The 17,999-nt window shown below is 75.2% G+C and carries 12 protein-coding genes and 4 pseudogenes; 4 read left to right on the top strand and 12 right to left on the bottom strand.

Going from position 1 to position 17,999, the window contains the following annotated elements; genetic code table 11:
* Nucleotides 1-77 precede the first annotated feature (77 nt).
* The 3 genes from J7462_RS30600 to J7462_RS30595 form a co-directional block, all read right to left on the bottom strand.
* Nucleotides 78-1,274 carry a helix-turn-helix domain-containing protein gene (locus tag J7462_RS30600; RefSeq protein WP_308291080.1) on the bottom strand — a complete coding sequence of 399 codons (1,197 nt, stop codon included), beginning with the start codon at nt 1,272-1,274 and terminating at the stop codon, nt 78-80.
* Nucleotides 1,261-1,431, bottom strand: a complete 171-nt coding sequence (locus J7462_RS32830) for a hypothetical protein (protein ID WP_232378610.1) — start codon at nt 1,429-1,431, stop codon at nt 1,261-1,263. Before J7462_RS32830 ends, J7462_RS30600 begins: the two co-directional genes overlap by 14 nt.
* A 153-nt stretch (nt 1,432-1,584) precedes the next feature.
* Entirely contained in the window at nt 1,585-2,739 is a 1,155-nt protein-coding gene (locus J7462_RS30595) for a helix-turn-helix transcriptional regulator (protein WP_308291137.1), read from the bottom strand.
* Between the two features lie 345 nt (nt 2,740-3,084).
* Here J7462_RS30595 and J7462_RS30590 point away from each other — a divergent pair, with 345 nt between their 5' ends.
* Nucleotides 3,085-4,116, top strand: a complete 1,032-nt coding sequence (locus J7462_RS30590) for a helix-turn-helix domain-containing protein (protein WP_219469526.1) — start codon at nt 3,085-3,087, stop codon at nt 4,114-4,116.
* A 193-nt stretch (nt 4,117-4,309) separates the two neighbouring features.
* On the opposite strand, the gene J7462_RS30585 is transcribed toward J7462_RS30590, so the two are convergent.
* The 8 genes and pseudogenes from J7462_RS30585 to J7462_RS33085 all read right to left on the bottom strand — a co-directional run bounded on the left by J7462_RS30585 (nt 4,310) and on the right by J7462_RS33085 (nt 13,278).
* Nucleotides 4,310-5,293 carry a DNA topoisomerase IB gene (locus tag J7462_RS30585; protein ID WP_219469523.1) on the bottom strand — a complete coding sequence of 328 codons (984 nt, stop codon included), beginning with the start codon at nt 5,291-5,293 and terminating at the stop codon, nt 4,310-4,312.
* 1 nt (nt 5,294) lies between these two features.
* Nucleotides 5,295-6,308, bottom strand: coding sequence for a glycosyltransferase family 9 protein (locus J7462_RS30580; protein ID WP_219469518.1), 1,014 nt, complete (start codon nt 6,306-6,308; stop codon nt 5,295-5,297).
* The gene (locus tag J7462_RS30575) at nt 6,305-7,006 is read right to left on the bottom strand and encodes an SDR family oxidoreductase (RefSeq protein WP_219469516.1); all 702 of its coding nucleotides are present in this window, start codon (nt 7,004-7,006) and stop codon (nt 6,305-6,307) included. The genes J7462_RS30580 and J7462_RS30575 overlap by 4 nt, the downstream gene beginning before the upstream one ends.
* Complete coding sequence (locus tag J7462_RS30570) at nt 7,003-8,511, bottom strand: PfkB family carbohydrate kinase (RefSeq protein WP_219469513.1); 1,509 nt, start codon at nt 8,509-8,511, stop codon at nt 7,003-7,005. Before J7462_RS30570 ends, J7462_RS30575 begins: the two co-directional genes overlap by 4 nt.
* Before the next feature lie 233 nt (nt 8,512-8,744).
* Nucleotides 8,745-9,449, bottom strand: a pseudogene (locus J7462_RS30565) (SIS domain-containing protein); the annotation flags it as partial.
* Nucleotides 9,449-10,666: a glycosyltransferase gene (locus tag J7462_RS30560; protein ID WP_208569404.1), complete on the bottom strand. Its 1,218-nt coding sequence runs from the start codon at nt 10,664-10,666 to the stop codon at nt 9,449-9,451. The pseudogene J7462_RS30565 and the gene J7462_RS30560, both read right to left, overlap by 1 nt.
* Nucleotides 10,651-11,624 (bottom strand): annotated as a pseudogene (locus tag J7462_RS30555) (glycosyltransferase). Before J7462_RS30555 ends, J7462_RS30560 begins: the two are co-directional and overlap by 16 nt.
* Nucleotides 11,621-13,278: pseudogene (locus tag J7462_RS33085) on the bottom strand (HAD-IIIA family hydrolase). Before J7462_RS33085 ends, J7462_RS30555 begins: the two co-directional pseudogenes overlap by 4 nt.
* Nucleotides 13,279-13,505: 227 nt before the next feature.
* Here J7462_RS33085 and J7462_RS30545 point away from each other — a divergent pair.
* Complete coding sequence (locus tag J7462_RS30545; RefSeq protein WP_208569401.1) at nt 13,506-13,964, top strand: SRPBCC family protein; 459 nt, start codon at nt 13,506-13,508, stop codon at nt 13,962-13,964.
* Between the two features lie 90 nt (nt 13,965-14,054).
* The gene (locus J7462_RS30540) at nt 14,055-14,822 is read left to right on the top strand and encodes a polyprenol monophosphomannose synthase (protein ID WP_208569400.1); all 768 of its coding nucleotides are present in this window, start codon (nt 14,055-14,057) and stop codon (nt 14,820-14,822) included.
* 57 nt (nt 14,823-14,879) lie between these two features.
* On the opposite strand, the gene J7462_RS30535 is transcribed toward J7462_RS30540, so the two are convergent.
* A complete protein-coding gene (locus tag J7462_RS30535) occupies nt 14,880-16,493 on the bottom strand; it encodes an NAD(P)/FAD-dependent oxidoreductase (RefSeq protein ID WP_219469510.1) in 1,614 nt (537 codons plus the stop codon).
* 70 nt (nt 16,494-16,563) lie between these two features.
* Between J7462_RS30535 and J7462_RS30530 the strand changes: the two are divergent.
* Nucleotides 16,564-17,996 (top strand): annotated as a pseudogene (locus J7462_RS30530) (aldehyde dehydrogenase).
* Nucleotides 17,997-17,999: the final 3 nt, after the last annotated feature.

Genomic DNA, 17,999 nt, shown 5'->3' with positions numbered 1-17,999 from the left:
GTTCGGCGCGGCGGGCGGCGAGGATCAGTCGGTTGCGGATCTGGGCCAGGGACAGGAACGGCGCGGTCATGCTCAGGTCACCCGGAGGGTGGCGGCGAGCTGGATGATCGCGGCTGAAGCCCGTGGGTCGTGGGCCAACTGGGCGAGCACCGATCGGACGGCAGGCCGGTGGCGCACCTCGGCGGGGCAGCGTGCTCGGCGGCTATGAGGGCGCGGCTGGCGTTGACCGAGTCGCCGGTATGCAGATAGGCGCGGGCGGCGTCGAGCAGGTGCCCGGCGCGGTGTTCCGCCGGTAGCCACCGCCAGCCGTCGCGGGCGATGGCCTGCTCATGCCAGGCCACCGCTGCACCGGCATCGCCCAGATCCAGGGCGGCGACGACCCGGGCCAGGTCCACCGCGACCGGCCCGAAGGCGGTCCGATAGTGGTCGTGGCCGTCGCCGACCCGGGCCGCCATCTCGGCGGCCTCGTCGAGCAGGTCGGCCGTGGCGTGATCGTCGCCGTCTCGGGCTGCGGCCAACGCGGCCTCAATGACCAGGGCACCGCACAGCGACAACACCGGGGCGCGCCCGTCGTCGAGGTCGGGTGGAGCGATCCGGTACGCGGCGGCCAGCGCCGTGGACCTCGCCGCCCGTGCCCGCCCCGAAGCGCGGAGCACCCGGCCAAGTTGCACGGCAGCGGTGGCCACCAGCACCGCATCACCGGCCGCGATGGTCATCGCCCGATCGGCAGCCAACCATGCCAGTTCTACCTCACCCAGCTTGACCAGCAGTGACGCGGTGACCCGATACGCCTCCACCAGCATCGACCGCCCCGCCACCGGATCATCCGCGTACGCACGCTGCGCGGCGATCACCAGACCCGGGAGCAGCCCGGTCGCCTGCGGGTAGCGGGCGTGCTGGAACATGCCCCAGGCGTGGGCGACGTCTCGTGCCAGCCGATCGGCCGACAGCACCTGACCCCGCACTGTCGAACGACCCACCGCGATGTCGTACGTCGACAACGCCTCGCGGACCCGTTCCACCGCCTCGACCGGACCGGACACGTCGGCCGGCCGGAGGTCCCGGCCGAGCAGCACACCCGGGTCGATCCGCAGGACAGCGGCGATGTCCTGGAGCGTGGACACCTTGTCCAGCGTCCGGACACCCCGCTCGACCTTGTCCACCCAACTCTTCGACCTACCCAACCGATCGGCGAACACCTGCTGCGACAACCCACGCCGCCCCCGCCAGTGCGCCACCCGCCGACCCACCGGCAACAACTCACCGCCCTCCACGACGCCACCGCCGATCCGGCACCGCCCGCGTCGTCTCCTCCACCGGAATCCGCTCCGCCTCGGCCTGCGCGAGCAACCGCCGCCGCGCCGCCTCCCGCTCGACCGCCTGAATCCGCTCACCCCGGCTCTCACCCGGATCACGTTCTTCGTCGCCCACCGGCGTCCCCTTCGCAAGGGCGCGACGGTGTACCTGGAGGTCACCACCGCCGCGCACGATCAGCGGCGCGGCGACGGCCGGTCACCAGACCGACGAGGCGTCACCGCACCGTGATCACAACGCTACGGAGAGCACACGGGAAGGCTGGAACGCTTACGCACCACCCATGGTCAGGCTCATCCGTTCGCAGAGGCCCCGCAGCTCGGGGGAGGTCGCCCCCTTACGCAGCAATGACCGCGCCGTCTCCCGGGCGGCGACCGACGAGCGGGCATGTTGCGGCCCGATCCGCTCCGCAGCGAGCAGCATCCGCACGGCGTCACGATCCCGACCGGTACCCTCGGCCGCCCGGCTCATGTCGAGCCAGAAATACACCTGCCGGACCGCCGGCAGACCCGTCAGCTCCACACCCGTTGCCGTCCGCATCGCCAGTTCCGGGCGACCCGTGTCGAGCTGGAACGCCATCGTCCACAGGGCCACGTTCCGTGGACCCCAGACGAGATCCCAGCTCTCGGTCTCCCCGGTGTGCACGGCGATCCGCGCCGCCTCGGCGAGATGATCCTCGGCACCGACCCGGTCCCGCAGACCGGCGAGATGGTGCGCCCGCGCCAGGTGCAGGAACCCCAGCACGTCCAACGCGCCATCGGCAGCGCTACCCGCAAGATCGGCCGCCGCCGCGTCACACCACGCGCGGGCCGGCCCGTAGGCCCCGGAGTGGGCCGACACCCGCGCCCGGTTGGCCGCCGCCACCCCGACCGCCACCCGGTCGTCGAGTAACCCGGCAGCCTCGGCGCAACGCTCGGCCGCCAGCCAGGCATGGGCCGGATAGCTGACGTTCAGCAACGACCCCATGGCCACGCCGTACACCGGCACCATCTCCGACAACGCAGCCCGCCGGTCCGTCAGGCCGTGCATCGCCGGCACGAGATCCACCAGCCGCCGCAACGCACCCGCGTAATCACACCGCCCATACAGACCACACACCAACGCCGCCTCGCGACGCACCTGCTCGACCGTCGCCGTCGCCTCGGAACGCCGGGCCATCGGCGTGTCCATCATGACCCGCCACACCCGCTCGGCGTCGATCCGGGCCGCATCGAGCTGCCGATCAGCAGGCGTGTACGCCTGACCCGTCAGGTCGACCACCGAACACTCCAGCGCCGCCGCCAGATCCACCACCATGTACCGGTCGGTGCGCTGTAGTCCCCGCTCGATGCGCGACCACGACGTGTGGGAAATGCCCGCCCGGCTGGCCGCATACCGCACGCTCCAACCACGCAACTCCCGGCGAGCACGAATACGATCACCGATCGACGGATCAGCAGGAATAGAGCGACGAGGCATCAGCACACTCCCCCGGTGACACGAGATCCCCACCGGCCGGAACCGACAGGCTGCCACCACGGAAAGTACACCCGCACCACCGGATGCGTGACACCCTGCGCTGGTCGCCGGCCGGCGCTCAAGAACGATGCCGAGCGAGCGTGAGCCAGTTGATCGACTCAATGTCGCCGACGGAGTGGTATCGCCGGCGCTCCAATGCCGCTATTTCGGCGAAATAGCGGCATCGACACCCCCGCGACCACATGCGATACCCCGGGTGTGGGGTCTTCGTCCAGAATGGAGGGGAAGTGCCCGCCGACGGGGAGGCCGGACATGGTGCACCGCACAGTGATCGACACCGAACAACTACCACCCGCGGAACGGTTCGGGATGTGGCTGGACCTGGTCGCCCGGACCGCCGCGCCGTTGCGGATCCGCTCCGCGCACCAGCACGACTTCCGGGCCCGCGCCGAGTTCGTCGAACTGGGTCCGCTCCGGTTGGTGCGGTACCGCTACCCGTCGTTGGAGGCGGTCCGCACCGCGAAGCTGGTCCGCCGCACCGAGGTGGACTTCCACATGCTCGCCCTCACCACCAACGGCACCGGCATCGCCGGGCAGGCCGGGCGGGAGAGCCGCCTGGGCGCGGGCGAGTTCACCTTCTACGACGGCTCCCGGCCGCACGAGGTGAGCCACCTCGGCGACGGCAACGGCGCGGAGCACGCCGCCTCGATCGTCGCCCTGATCCCGTACGGGTCGATCCCGCTGACCCCGGATCGGCTCACGCCGCTGCTGGCCGGCCGGATGTCGGCCAGCGAGGGGATCGGCGCGCTGGTCGCCCAGTACCTGACCCGGATCACCTCGTACCCCGAGCAGTACCAGCAGGCCGACGCCGAACGGCTGGGCGGGGTGGCGCTGGACCTGGTCTCCACCATGTTGGGCCGGTACCTGGTCGCCGAGGACGAGCTGCCCCGCGAGGTACGCCGTCAGGCGCTGCTCGCCCAGGTGCGGGCGTACGCCCAACGTCGGCTGGGCGACGGGCTGACCCCCGCCACCATCGCCGAGGCGCACCACGTCTCCGTACGGAGCCTGCACCGGCTCTTCGAGGCGGAACAGACCACGGTGGCGGCGTACATCCGGGAGCTGCGGTTGGAGCGCTGCCGGCGGGACCTGGCCGATCCCGCGCTGGCGCACCGGCCGGTCCAGGCCATCGCCGCCCGCTGGGGTTTCCGGGACAAGGCGCACTTCAGTCGCGCCTTCCGGGCCGCCCATCAGCTGACCCCCCAGGCGTACCGGACGCTCCACCTGCAACAGGCACGGATAGTCAACAGCCCGGCGTCCGAAGTCAACCCGGGGCCGACATACTGACCGTGGGCCGACGGTCACCCGACCGTGCGGCCCGACGGTAACGGGGGACCGCGGTGGCGTCCGTGACCCACGGTCACGGACGACCGCCCCGGTGCCGCATCCACCCGGCGCGACCGACATCACGCGGTGGGCTCCCCGGCCGCACCGACCCCGGCCCCGTCGCCCTTCCCCCCAGGACTCGCGGCGGGGCCGGTCAGGCCTCCTCCAGCAACTCCAGCACCAGCCGCTCGACCTGCTCCTGCGGGGAGCCTGCGGCCACGGGCAGCACCACCCCGTCGTGGTAGAGGTCGACCACCCGGGGGTCCACGTACGACGTACGGGCCACCGTGGGGGTGTTGCCGAGCAGTTCGGCGACCGCCCGCATCACCCCGGCCACCGCCCGGCGACGGGCCGTCACGGAACGCTGCGCCCCCACGGTCGCCAGTTCCGTGGCCGCCCGCACGGTGGCGTGCCAGGTGCGGAAGTCCTTGGCGGTCATCTCGCCGCCACTGGCGTCGCGCAGGTAGCCGTTGACCTCGTCGCTGCGCACGTCCCGCCAGGTCCGCCCGTCCCAGTAGCCGAAGAGCCGTTCCTCGGTCCGCCGCCGCCGACGCAGGTGGGTCAGCACCCGGCACAGTTGCGGGTCCTCGATCCGGCGGACCTGTTCGATGCCGCCCTTGGCCGGGAACTCGAAGACCACGCAGCCGCCCCGGGACCGGGCGTGCTCCGGGCGCAGGGTGGACACGCCGAAGGTGGCGTCCTCCCCGACGGCGTACTGCTCGTTGCCGACCCGGAAGGTGCCCATGTCGAGCAGGCGGGCGACGGTGGCGAGCACCCGGTCCCGGTTCAGCCCCCGGCCGGCCAGGTCACCGGCGATACGCTCCCGCAGGCTCGGCAGCCGCCGGGCCACCTCCAGCACGTGGTCGAACTTCGCCTCGTCCCGCCGACGCCGCCACTCGGGGTGGTAGAGGTACTGCCGGCGCCCGGCGGCGTCGGTCCCGGTGGCCAGGATGTGCCCGTTGGGGTACGGCGCGATCCACACGTCCGACCAGGCCGGTGGGATCACCAGGTCGCCCAGCCAGGCCAGGGTGTCGGGGTCCCGGACCCGGGCACCGTGCCGGTCCAGGAAGGTCCAGCCCTTGCCACGTCGGCGACGCCCGTACCCCGCCCGACCCGGATCACTACGCCGCAGTCGCACCTCAGACCCGTACCGTTTCCTCGGCCTCGTCCACGGCGGCCAACACCCGGTCGACCGGGAGCGCCGCCCATCTCGACGCCGGTGGTACCCCGGACGAACCGTCGCAATCCTCGCCCGACGCCCAGAGCACCCGGTGCCACGGCCGGTCCGGCGGCGGCCCCCACCGGGCCGGAGGCACCGGGCCGAACAGCAGCACCGACGGCACCCGGTAGGCGGTCGCGAGGTGGCCGACCCCGGTGTCCCCGCTGACCACCAGCCGGGCGGCGGCCACCAACGCGGCCAACTCGCCCAGGTCGGTCCGGCCGGCCAGCACCGCCGACCCCGGCAGGCCCGCCTCGGCCGCCACCAGGCCGGCCAGCTCCCGCTCGCCGGCCGAACCGGTCACCACCACCCGGTGCCCCCGGTCGGTCAGCTGCCGGGCCAGCGCGGCGAACCGGTCCGCCGGCCACCGCTTCGCCTCGACCTTGCTGCCGGGATGCACGACTGTCGCCCCGGTCGGCATCCGCCCCGCTGCCGGCCGCCGCAACGCCAGGTCGGTGCGGTCGGCCGTGACGCCGTACCAGGCGAGCAACCGGCACCACCGGTCCACCTCGTGTTCGTCGTCGCGCCAGCCGGGGCCGGCGCAGTGCCCGGCCGGCGGACACCGGAAGGCCCACAGCCGGCCCGCCCCGGCCAGCATCCGGTGCGAGCCCGGTCCCCGCCCGTGCAGGTTGACCGCCACCTCCGGCGGCGGCCCGGACCACCCCGGCGCACCCGACGGCGACGACCCGAGCCAGGGCGGCGCACCACCGGACGACCGGTCGGGCCACCCGGTCGTATCGGGCCAGGGTGGCCGGCCGAGGTCGTCGGTGGGCAGTAACCGGTCGATCCCGCCGACCAGGTCGACCAGCGGGCCCAGCCAGGCCGGCGCGGCCAGCACCAGCTCCTCGTCCGGGTATCCGGCCCGCAGCGCCCGCAGCGCGGGCACCGCGGTGGCCAGGTCACCGACGCCGAGCGCCCGCAGCACCAGGATCACGGGTACGAGGTCTCCTGTTCGGCGCAGACCACCAGTTCCCGCACGGCACAGCCGGGTGGTTGGGACAGCGCGAACATGATCGCGGCGGCGGTGTCGGCCGGGTCGTTGAGCTTCGCGTCCGGCCCCGGTCGGTACTGCGGGTCGCGGTCGTCGAAGAAGGCGGTCCGCATCCCGCCCGGGATCACCAGGGTCACCCCGACGCTGCCGGCCAGCTCGGCGGCGAGCGACCGGGTGAACCCGACCACCCCGAACTTCGCCGCGCAGTACGCGGTGGCGTCCCCGACCGCCTTGACGCCCAGGGTGGAGGCGACCGTGACGACGTTGCCCCGGGACTCCGCCAGGTAGGGCAGCGCGGCCCGGATCACCGCCACCGTGGCGAGCAGGTCCACCACGACGATCCGCTCCCAGGTGTCGCGGGGGACGTCGGCCAGCCGGCCCGGCACGTCCATCCCGGCGGCGGTCACCACCGCGTCCAACCCGCCGGCCTGCTCGGCCAGCTCCCGGGTGGCCTCCTCGGCGGCCCGGGTGTCGGCCAGGTCGCACTCGACCCACGGCACCCCGTCGCCGGGGCGGCGTCGGTCCAGCACGAGTGGTCGTCCGCCGGAGCCGGCCACGGCGGCGACCACCGCCGCGCCGAGCCCGCTCGACCCGCCGGTGACCAGGACGGCCGGACCGGCACCGGGTGGACTGCTGCTCATCGTGCTCCCTCCGCTGTCGTACGTGCCGGGCCCACCGTCGAAGGCGCCGGGCCCGCCGGGGTACCCGCCGGCCCCGGCTGCGGGGCGGCGGTCCGGCGTCCACCGCGGGCCGCCGCGATCATCTCGGTGGTGGAACGCCCGGCGAGGTACGGCACCACCACGCTGTCCCCACCCCACCGGCGCAACAGCTCGGCCTCCGGCAGGGCCGGTCCGTCACCGACGCCGGTGGCGTAGTCCCCGCCCTTGACCCAGATGTCGGGCCGCAGCCAGCCCAGCGCCGCGTGCGGGGTGGTCTCGTCGAAGACCACCACCGCGTCGACGCAGCCCAGCGCGGCGAGCAGCCGGGCCCGGTCCCCCTGCGGGATCACCGGCCGGTCCGGGCCCTTGAGCGCGGTGACGCTGGCGTCGGAGTTCACGCACACCACCAGGCAGTCGCCGAGCTGCCGGGCGGCCTGGAGGGTCGCCACGTGCCCGGCGTGCAGCAGGTCGAAGCAACCGCCGGTGGCCACCACCGTCCCGCCGGCCGCCCGGACCTCGGCCACCACCGCACCGGCGGCGGCGGCCCCGATCCGCTCCCCGCCGCCGACCAGCACCGGCGGGCAGGCCCGCACCGGTGCGGGCAGCGCGGTGGCCACTCCCCCGTCCGCCACGTACGCCGATGCCGCGCCGACCGCCGCCTGGACCGCCTCGGAGACCAGCGCACCCTGGGCCAGCGCCAGCCCGGCCGCCGCGGCGAACCGGTCCCCCGCCCCGCAGGTGTCCCCCTCCGCGGACAGCGGCGCGGAGACCATCAGCGGGGTCGACCCGGCGGAGCAGAGCAGCGCGCCGTCACCGCCGAGGGTGACCACCACCGCCCCGGCCCGCCACCGGTCCCGCAGCCCCTGCCCGGCACGGGCCGCGACCGCCAGCCGTGACCCGCCCGGCGGCACCTTGGCCAGGTCCCGGGCCTCCGCCTCGTTCGGCGTGACCAACTGCACCCCGGGCACGGCGACCGGGCCACGCGGATGCGGGTCCCACACCACCGGGGCCCGGGTCGCGGCCAGCGCCGCCCGCAGCGCCGGCTGCCGGGCCACCCCCCGGCCGTAGTCGCTGACCAGCACTGCGGACGCCCCCGCGAGCAGCCGGAGGACCGCCTCGGAGGGTGGCCCCGGTTCGCCCGCCGCGCCGCCCCGGTCGTGGCGCAGCAGCACCCGGCCCCGGGCCCGCAGCCGGATCTTCTCCGGCGTGGTCCCGGCCAGCGGCAGGCCGTACACCTGCACCCCGGCGGCGGTCAGCAGGCAACTGAGCCGGGCCGCCCCGGCGTCGTCGGCGAGGGCGGTCACCAACGCCACCTCGGCACCTGCGGCGGCGGCGAAGACGGCGGCCAGGCCCGCCCCGCCGGGCCGGTCGGCGTACGCCGTCTCGTCCAGCACCGGCACGGGTGAGTCGGGGCAGAGCCGGTTCACCACCCCCTCGACGTCCCGGTCGAGCAGGGTGTCCCCGACCACCACCAGTGGGCCCCTCACGCCGGATCCTCCCGGTGCCCGTCGGCCGCCGGGTCGATCCCGTCGACGACCACCTCCACCCCGGCCCGCACCGGACCGGGATCCGCCAGCGGCGGCACGGGCCGACGATCCCCCGCCGGACCATCCACCAACGGACCGTCCACCGGCAGGGCGTCCACCGACGGGTCGGGCAGGGCGTCCACCGACGGGTCGGGCACGGCGTCCACCAGCGGATCGGGCAGTTCGTCGGCCGGCGGGCCGTCGACCGGCAGGTCCGGGACGCCGCCCGGGGGGGCGGGCGGCTGCCCGGTCGGGGCGACGCCACGGTCGGCGGCCACGGCGGCCGACTGCCCGGCCAGGGCCGCCAGCGCCGTGGGCAGCGCCCGGTCGACGTACTCGCAGAGCACGTGGGTGGAGACCAGGTGCAGCTCCTGCACCACCTGGCTGTCCGGGGAGGCGACGGTCAGCGCCTCGTGGCAGGCCCCGGCGAGCGGGTTCGGCGCGGGGCCGGTGAACGCCCAGCAGCGCAACCCGGTCTCCCGGGCGGCGTCGACGGCGGCGAGCAGGTTGCCGCTGGCCCCGCTGGTCGACATCAGCAGCAGCACGTCACCCTGCCGGCCGTGGGCCCGCACCTGGCGGGCGAAGACCTCGTCGTAGCCGTAGTCGTTGCCGATCGCGGTCAATGCCGAGGTCTCGGCGTGCAGGGCGATCGCCGACAGCGGCTGCCGGTCGTCACGCAGCCGGCCGACCAGCTCGGCGGTGAGGTGCTGGGCCTCGGCGGCGCTGCCCCCGTTGCCGGCGACCAGCAACCGCCCGCCGCCGGCCAGGATGCCGGCCAGCTCGGTGCCCCAGCGGGCCAGCAACGGCTCCGCCGCGCGGTACGGCAGCATCGCCTCGACCAGCAGGTCGAGGTGCGCGTCCAGTAGGCCGGCCCGCGCCGCCCGGGTCGACGTCGTCATCAGGCGACCACCCGGCTCGGCCGGTGCACGGCGGCGACCTCGGCGTACACCTCGGCCAGCCGGTCGGCGGCGGTCGCCCAGGAGTAGCTGTGGCGGGCCCGCTGCAACGCGGCGGTGGCGTACCCGAAGCGGCGGATCCGGTCGCCGAGCAGGCTGCCCAGCGCGGCGGCCAACGCCTGCGGGTCACGGGCCGGGACCAGGTCGCCGGTCACCCCGTCGACCACGGTGTCGCGGATGCCGCCGACCGCGGTACCGACGACGGGCACCCCGCAGGCCATCGCCTCCAGCGGGGTCAGCCCGAACGGTTCGTACCAGGGCGCGGCGACCAGCACGTCGGCCGACCGGTACCAGCGGCCCATCTCCTCCCGGGGCACCGCCCCGACCAGCCGGACCCGGTCGGCGACCCCGCAGGTGCCGGCGAGCGCCCGCAGCCGCCGGGCGTACGGGTCGGTCTCCAGCAGCCCGGCGGGCGGCCCCCCGACCACCAGGCACTCGGCGTCGGGCACCAGTGCCATCGCCCGGATCACCGTCTGGAAGCCCTTACGCTCGACCAGCCGGCCGACGGTGAGCACCCGGGGACGGTCGGGTTCCCGCTCGACGGCCGGGCCGAGCGGGGCGAAGGTGTCCAGGTTCACCCCGGACGGCACGACGGTCATCCGGGACCGGGGGACACCGAGGCGGACCAGCTCCCCGACCTCGTCGCGGCACTGGGCGACGACCCGGTCGACGGCGCGGCCCAGTTCCCGTTCGTAGCCGATCCGCCGGGCCGGGCTGGTGTCCTGCACCCCCTGGTAGCGCTTCTTGACGGTGCCCAACGCGTGGTAGGTCTGCACCACCGGCACCCCGGTCTGCCGGCTGGCGGCGAGCGCGGCCAGCCCGCTCATCCAGAAGTGCGCGTGCACCACCTCGGGTGTCCAGTCCCCGCCCCGCCACCGGGCGGTGAGCCAGTGGCTGAACTCCTTCATGTGCGGCAGCAGGGCGTCCTTGGCGACCGGCTCGGCCGGACCGGCGGGCACGTGCACCACCTCGTACCCGTCCGGGGCCCGGACGGTGACCGGCAGGTCGACGGCGTCGCGCCGGGTGTAGACCCGGACGTCGTGGCCGGCCGCCACCAGCGCGGCGGAGAGTTCCGCGACATGCGTGTTCTGCCCACCGGCGTCCTCACCGCCCAGCACGGCGAGCGGGCTGGCGTGCTCGGAGATCATCGCGATGCGCATACTTCCTCCTCCAGCAGGCGGTCCCAGTCGGCGAGGAAACGGTCGAGGCCGTAACGGCCCAGCGCGGCGGTACGCGCCTGCGCACCCACCCGGCGGGCCTCGGCGGGGTCGGCGACGAACCCGGCGGCGGCGGCGAGCAGGGTGTCGACCCGGGTGGACAGCGCCCCCGCCCCCGGTGGCACCGCCTGTACGGCCTCGGTGGTGGCCAGCGCGACCACGGGCATGCCGATGGTCATCGCCTCGATCAGGCTCAGCCCCAGCGAGGTCCACCGGCACAGGTGCAGGTAGGCCCGCCGCCGGGCCAACTCGGCGTGCATCCGGTGCTGCGGGACGTCGTCGTGGCTGGTCAGCCGGTCGGCCGGCAGGCCCAGGTGGTCGGCGAGCCCGGCGACCTTCATCCCGAAGACGTCCAGCGGGGCGATCTCGGCGAACCGGGCCAGCAGGTCGGTGCCGGTGATCCGGCCCCGGCGTACCGGCTCGTTGATCACGACGGCGAGCCGGTCCAGCTCGCCGGTCCAGGTGACGGCGGGGGCACCACCCCGTGCTCGACGACTGCGGTGCGGGTGCTCCCGTTGTCCCAGAACAGCTCGTTGAAGTGGGTGACGTGGGTGAGCAGCAGGTCGTCCCGGTCGGCCATCGGGTGCCGGGTGTTCGGCACGTCGCCCTTCGGGGTGTTGTGTTCGACGTAGACCGCCGGCACCGCCCGGCCCACCGGCCGGCCGAGCCACTCGCCGGCCAGGTCGTACTCCTCGGGGCGTTGCAGCAGCACCACGTCGACGTCGGCGTGGCGCAACTGCTGCGGGGTCACCTCGACGGCGCTGTCCGGCCACGGGTAGGTGCGCGCCCGGCCCAGCCCGTACGCGCCCCGGTCGGGGGTGACCGGCACCAGGTAGCGATGCTTGCCGTGCACGAAGGACGTGGTCCACGACCCGTGTACGTGCCAGAGCAGGATGTTCATCGGTGACTCCCCCGCCCCACGGTCACCGGCGACGCCCCGGCCGGCGAGGGTCCGGCCGGCGACGGTCCGGCGGGGCCGAGGAGCGGCACGCCGACCGGGCCGGTCGGGGCGTCGGCGGGAACGCCCAGCAGGCGTACCGCGTCGAGGACCCGGCCCGGTTCGACGGCGGCCAGGCAGGGGTGGCCGGGCACCGGGCAGACCGTGGCCCGGGTGTCCCGGCAGGACGCGGCGGCGTCGCCCAGCCGGACCGTCGGCACCCGGTACGGACCCCACTGTCCGTAGGGGACGGTCGGGGCGAACAGGCTGACCACCGGCACGCCCAGCGCGGCGGCCAGGTGCGCCGGCCCGGTGTTGCCCACCACCAGCGCACCGGCGTCGGCGAGCACCCCGGCCAGCTCGGCCAGCCCGGTCCGGCCGCCCAGGTCGATGCCGGTGTCGCCGGCCACCCGGGCGGTCAGCGCGGCCTCGTCGGGTCCACCGGTGACCGCCACCCGGTGCCCGGCGGCGGTGAGCACCCGGACGATCCGGGCGGCCAGGTCGGGTGGCACGGCCCGGCTCGGCACCGCCGAACCGGGATGCAGCACCAGGTAGCCGGGGCCGCCGAGCCCGGCCGGTGCGGGCGGCAGCCGGTCGGTGCGCACCCGCAGCCGCAGGTCGTCGCCGTCGGGCAGGGCGAAGCCGGCGGCGACGGCCAGCGACAACGCCCGTTCCGGCTCGGGCAGCCCGGCGGGGACCCGGTGCCGGACGTCGAGCAGGGAGCCGGGGTAGTCGTCACTGATCGCGCTGACCCTCGGGACACCGGCCATCCGCAGCAGCAGGGCCAGCGGCAGCGGTGACTGGTGGAAGGAGGTGAAGACGACCGCCTCGTCGGCGCGTACCGCCCGCAGCCGGGCGGTGAGCCGGTCGATGTCCTGCGGGTCGACCGGGGCGGGTGCACCGTCGATCCAGGGCAGCGGCCACTCGACGATCTCGTCGACACCCGGCAGCAGAGCGGCGGCGTCCCGGCCCCGGGGCCGCAGAGCAGCACGACGCGCCCGGCGTGACCGGCGACGGCGCGGATGGCGGGACCGGTGACCAGGACGTCCCCGGCGGAGTCGCTGCGCACCACCAGCACGGTGCCGGTGCGGCGCGGCGACGGGGCGGCGACCAGGGCGGCCCGGCGCAGGATCAGGTCCACGGCGGCGGGCAGGTCGGCGGCGACGTGTCCGGCGGCGGCCACCTCGGCGGCCCGGGTGGTGGGGGTGGGCACCAGGATCGCGGCGGCACCGGCCGCAGCGGCGGCGGCCTGGTCGGCGTCGATGTCCCCGACCAGCACGCAGCGGTCCGCCGTGGTGCCGAGCGCCCGCGCGGCGGCGTGCACCATGCCCGGGGCGGGCTTGCGGCAGCCGCAGCCGGCGCGCTCGTCGTGCGGGCAGTGCTGCCAGGTGTCGAACGGGCCGAGCAGCTCCTCCACCCGGGCGTTGACGGCGCGCAGCTGGGCGGCGGTGAACAGCCCCCGGGCCAGCCCCGACTGGTTGGTGACCACCCCGAGGCGCAGGCCCGCGGCGCGCAGCCGGTCCAGTGCCGCCCGGGCCCCCGGCACCGGCCGGACCTTGTCCGGGTCGCCGTTGTAGGGGACGTCCTCGATCAGGGTGCCGTCCCGGTCGAGCAGCACCGCGTCGTACAGCGCGGGACGGCCCCGGTCAACGCCCGGGTCAACCCGGCCTGACCTGCACTGATATGGCTCCGCGTCCCGTGGCACGGGCGGCGGGTTCCCGAGGCCCCGGGGAGTAAACCTGACCCTGTCGGCAGGTGGGTCGGGTCAGCGGTGCAGCGTTACCCGTCGGCCCGGAGAAGCTAACGCGCCGGGTTAGGCCGGGACGACCCGGGTACAGGGCAGCGATGGCGATCGTGGAGAGAGTGGTCGATGCACCCCCGCAGCAGGTCTTCGACGTGCTGGCCGACGGGTGGACGTACAGCGACTGGGTGGTCGGCACGGTGCACGTGCGCGACGTCGACGCGCAGTGGCCCCGGGTGGGCACCCGGCTGCACCACCGGGCCGGGCCGTGGCCGTTCTCGCTGGAGGACGCCTCGACGGTGCTGGCCTGCGACCCACCGCACCGGCTGGTGCTGCGGGCCGGCCTGTGGCCGGCCGGGGAGGCGATCGTGGTGTTCACCCTGACCCCGACCGGTGACGGTGCGACCCGGGTCCGCATCGGCGAGGACTTCGCCGCCGGCCCGTTGCGCTGGTTCCGCACCAAGCTCAACGACCTGGTGCTGCACCAGCGCAACAAGGAGACCCTGCGTCGGCTCTCCGACATCGCCGTACGGCAGAAGGCCGACACGCACGCCGATCGGTGACCGGGCGGTCGCGGGGAGCCTCGGCGGGGTCCCGCCGGGCTTTTGGCTACCCTGTGGGGGAATGCCGTCCGCCGACTGAGGATGTCCGACATGATCGAACCCGTGGAGCTGCCGTCACCGTGGCGGGACGCACGCCTGACCGTCGTGGTCCCCACCTACAACGAGGCGGGCAACCTCCCGGTGTTGGTCGACCGGCTGCTGGCCCTTCCGCTGCCGGGGTTGAAGGTGCTCGTCGCCGACGACAACTCGCCGGACGGCACCGGCGAGGTGGCCGACAAGCTGGCCATCGAGCACCCGGACAAGGTGCAGGTGGTGCACCGGGCCGGCAAGGAGGGCCTGGGCCGGGCGTACGTCGACGGCATCGGCCGGGCCCTGGACGGCGGCGCGGAGTACGTGGCGCAGATGGACGCCGACCTGTCGCACCCGCCGGAGGCGCTGCCCGGGATGCTGGGGGCGTTGCTGTCCACCCAGGCCGGCGTGGTGATCGGGTCCCGGTACGTGCCCGGCGGCCAGCTCGACGAGGCGTGGCCGCTCTACCGGCGGGCGCTCAGCGGCTGGGCCAACCTGTACGTGCACACGCTGCTGCGGGTGCGCATCCGTGACCTGACCGCCGGCTTCAAGATCTGGCGGGCCGACGCGTTGCGCGACATCGGCCTGCACCGGGTGCAGTCGAACGGTTACAGCTTCCAGGTGGAGATGCACTACCTGGCCACCAAGCTGGGGCACACCATCCTGGAGGTGCCGATCCGGTTCGAGGAGCGTCGCGACGGCCTGTCCAAGATGACGACCGCGACCAAGGTGGAGAGCGCGCTGATGCCGTTCAAGCTGCGTACCCGGCACCGCAACCTGGACTCCTGACGCGGGCGCCGGTGACCGGGGTCGCCGGTGCCCGCCGCAGGGCCGGTTCCGCCCGGTTCAGTGGTCGGCGCGGTAGAGCGTCCGGTGCGCGGCGTCGATCATCCCGGCGTACAGGCCGCCGGTGACGGCACGGTCGCGGGCCAGCGCGGCGCGGGCGGCGTTCGCGCCGGGTGCGCCGTGCACCCCGCCGCCGGGGTGCGCCGACGCGCTGGCCAGGTAGAGCCGGTCGATGGGGGTGTCGGCCCGGCCCAGGCCGGGGATCGGGCGCAGGAACAGCTGCTGGTACGCCGCCGCGGTGCCACCGCCCAGCGCCCCGCCGACCAGGCTCGGGTCGCCCTGCTCCAGCTCGGCCGGCCCGGCGACGTGCCGGCCGACGATCCGGCTGCGGAACCCGGGGGCGGCGGCCTCCAGCACGTCCTCCATCCGGTCCACCTGGCGGGCGATGTCCTCGGCCCGCCAGTGCCGCCGGAACGGCAGGTGGGTGTACGCCCAGAGCGACTCGGTGCCGGCCGGCGAGTGCGTCGGGTCGGCGGTGCTCATCTGCCCCACCAGCAGAAACGGCTGCGCCGGGATCTCGCCCCGGGCCAGTTCGGCGGAGTACGTGGTGAGCCCGTCGAGATCGGCGCCCAGGTGCACGGTGCCGGCGCCGGCCACCGCCGGGTTGGTCCACGGCAGCGGGGCGGACAACGCCCAGTCGACCTTGAGGGTGGAGCCGTCCCAGCGGAAGTGGGCCAGGTCCTCCACCAGCCGGGGTGGCAGCAGAGCGGCACCCACCAGGTCCAGGTAGAGGGCGGGAGCGGGCACGTCGGCGAGCACCGCCCGGCGGGCCCGAAAGGTGGCCCCGCCGACGGTGCGCACCCCCATCGCCCGGCCCCGGGCGGTGAGCACCCGGTCGACCTGCGCCCGGTAGGAGATCCGGCCGCCGCGTTCGGTGAGCCGGGCGACCAGCGCGTCGGTGATCCGCTGCGCGCCGCCCACCGGCACCGGCCAGCCGACCTGCTGACCCAGCATGGCCAGCAGCCAGCCGTACACGCCGGAGCCGGCCTCCTCGGGGGACAGGTCGGTGTGCAGGGCGCAGCCGGCCAGCAGCGCGGGGCCGCCCTCGCCGGTGAACAGTTCACCGCCGAGTTTGCGTACCGGCAGGACCAGCCGGCGGGCCAGGCGCAGCGCGCCGCCGACCCGCAGTTGGCGTAGCAGACCCAGCCCGCCGCGTACCGGGGGGAAGGGGGTGGTGATGGCGTCGAGCATCGGCCCGGACACCTGCGCCCAGTCGGCGTACGCGTGCCGCCAGCGGTCCCCGTCGCCGGGGGCGAACGTCTCCAGCGAGGCGGCCGTGGTGTCCAGGTCCCGGTTGATCACGGCGGCCCGCCCGTCGGGCAGCAGGTGGGCCAGCACGTCGGGGGCGTGCGTCCAGGTCAGCCCGTAGCGGGGCAGGTCGAGGCCGGCCAGCACCGGGGAGGCGTACCCGAGGGGGTAGAAGGAGCTGTAGAGGTCACTGAGGTAGCCGGGGGCGGTGACCTCGGCGGAGCGCACCGCCCCACCGGGCGCGTCGGTCGCCTCGAGCACCAGGACGTCCCAGCCGGCGTCGGCGAGCAGGTTGGCGGCCACCAGGCCGTTGTGTCCGGCGCCGATGACGACGGCGTCCGCGCTGTCCGTGCCGGTCGCGGTCATCAGATCCGGCTACCCGGCCGGCAACCGGGCGAAACGCGTTTGCTTCGCCGGGAGCGGGGCATCCCGCCGCATGTACCGGGTGGAGCAGCTGATCGGCGGGGTGTGGGGCGCGGGCGGCGAGGGTGGTGAGCTGACGGTCCACGATCCGGCCGACGGCTCCCCCGTCGGCACCGTGCCGGTGGCGACGGCGGACGAGGTGGCCAAGGCGGTCGAGGCGGCCCGGGAGGTGGCCGCCGAGTGGGCGGCCACCGCGACGGCGCAGCGTGCGGAGCTGCTGCTCCAGGCAGCGGACGCGGTGGCGGCGGACGCGGAGGAGTTGGCCGCGGCGACCACGGCGGAGATGGGCAAGCCGCTGGGTGACGCCCGGGGCGGGGTGGCGGCCGGCGTGGGCACCCTGCGCCAGTACGCCGAACTGGGCCCGCTGCGGGGCGGCCGGACGCTGCACGGCGGCGTCGACGCGATCGACTTCATGACGCCGCAGCCTCGGGGGGTGGTCGCCGCGATCACCCCGTGGAACGACCCGGTGGCGGTCTCCTGCGGCCTGCTCGGTGCCGCCCTGGTCACCGGCAACGTGGTGCTGTTCAAGCCCAGCGAACGGACCCCGGTGACCGGTTGGCTGCTGGCCCGGCTGCTCGACGGGGTGTTCCCGGCGGGGGTGCTGTCCCTGCTGACCGGGGCGCGGAGGTGGGTGCGGCGTTGGCCGCGCAGCCGGTGGACGTGGTGGCGCACGTCGGTGCCACCGCGACCGGCCGGGCGATCGCGGCGGCCTGCGCCCGGACCGGGGCCAAGGCCCTGCTGGAGAACGGCGGCAGCGACCCGCTGGTGGTCGACGCCGGGGTGGACCCGGGCTGGGCGGCCGAACAGGCGGCCCTGGGCGCGTTCGCCAACGCCGGGCAGCTCTGCGTGGCGGTGGAGCGGATCTACGCGCACCGGGACGTCGCGGAGGACTTCGTCGACGCGCTGGTGCAGCGGGCCGGGGCGCTGGTCGTCGGGCCGGGGCGCGACCCGGCCACCGAGCTGGGCCCGCTGGTCGACCGGCGGCACCGTGACCAGGTGCACGGGCAGGTCACGGCGGCGGTGGCGCAGGGGGCGACGCTGCGCGCCGGTGGGGTGCTGCCGGACGGGCCGGGGGCGTTCTATCCGGCGACGGTGGTCACCGACTGCCGGCACGAGATGACGCTGGTCCGGGAGGAGACGTTCGGGCCGGTGGCGGCGGTGGTTTCGGTGGATTCGTTCAGCGAGGCGCTGCGGTGTGCCGCCGACTCGCCGTACGGGCTGGCGGCGACGGTGCTGACCGGGTCGATGAGCCACGCCCAGCGGGCCTGGCGGGAGCTGCCGGTGGGCACCGTGAAGGTCAACGCGGTGTTCGGGGGCGCTCCGGGTGGTGCCGCGCAGCCACGCCGGGGCAGCGGCCAGGGCTTCGGGTACGGCCCGGAACTGCTGGACGAGTTCAGCGCGGTCAAGGCGGTCCACCTGGAACCGCCGGCCGGCGGGCACTGGTGAGCC

The sequence above is a fragment of the Micromonospora sp. RL09-050-HVF-A genome, assembly GCF_019374995.1.
Taxonomy (GTDB): Bacteria; Actinomycetota; Actinomycetes; order Mycobacteriales; family Micromonosporaceae; genus Micromonospora; species Micromonospora antibiotica.
Note: the sequence above shows the minus strand (reverse complement) of the source record. Positions and strands in the feature narration are given on the sequence as shown.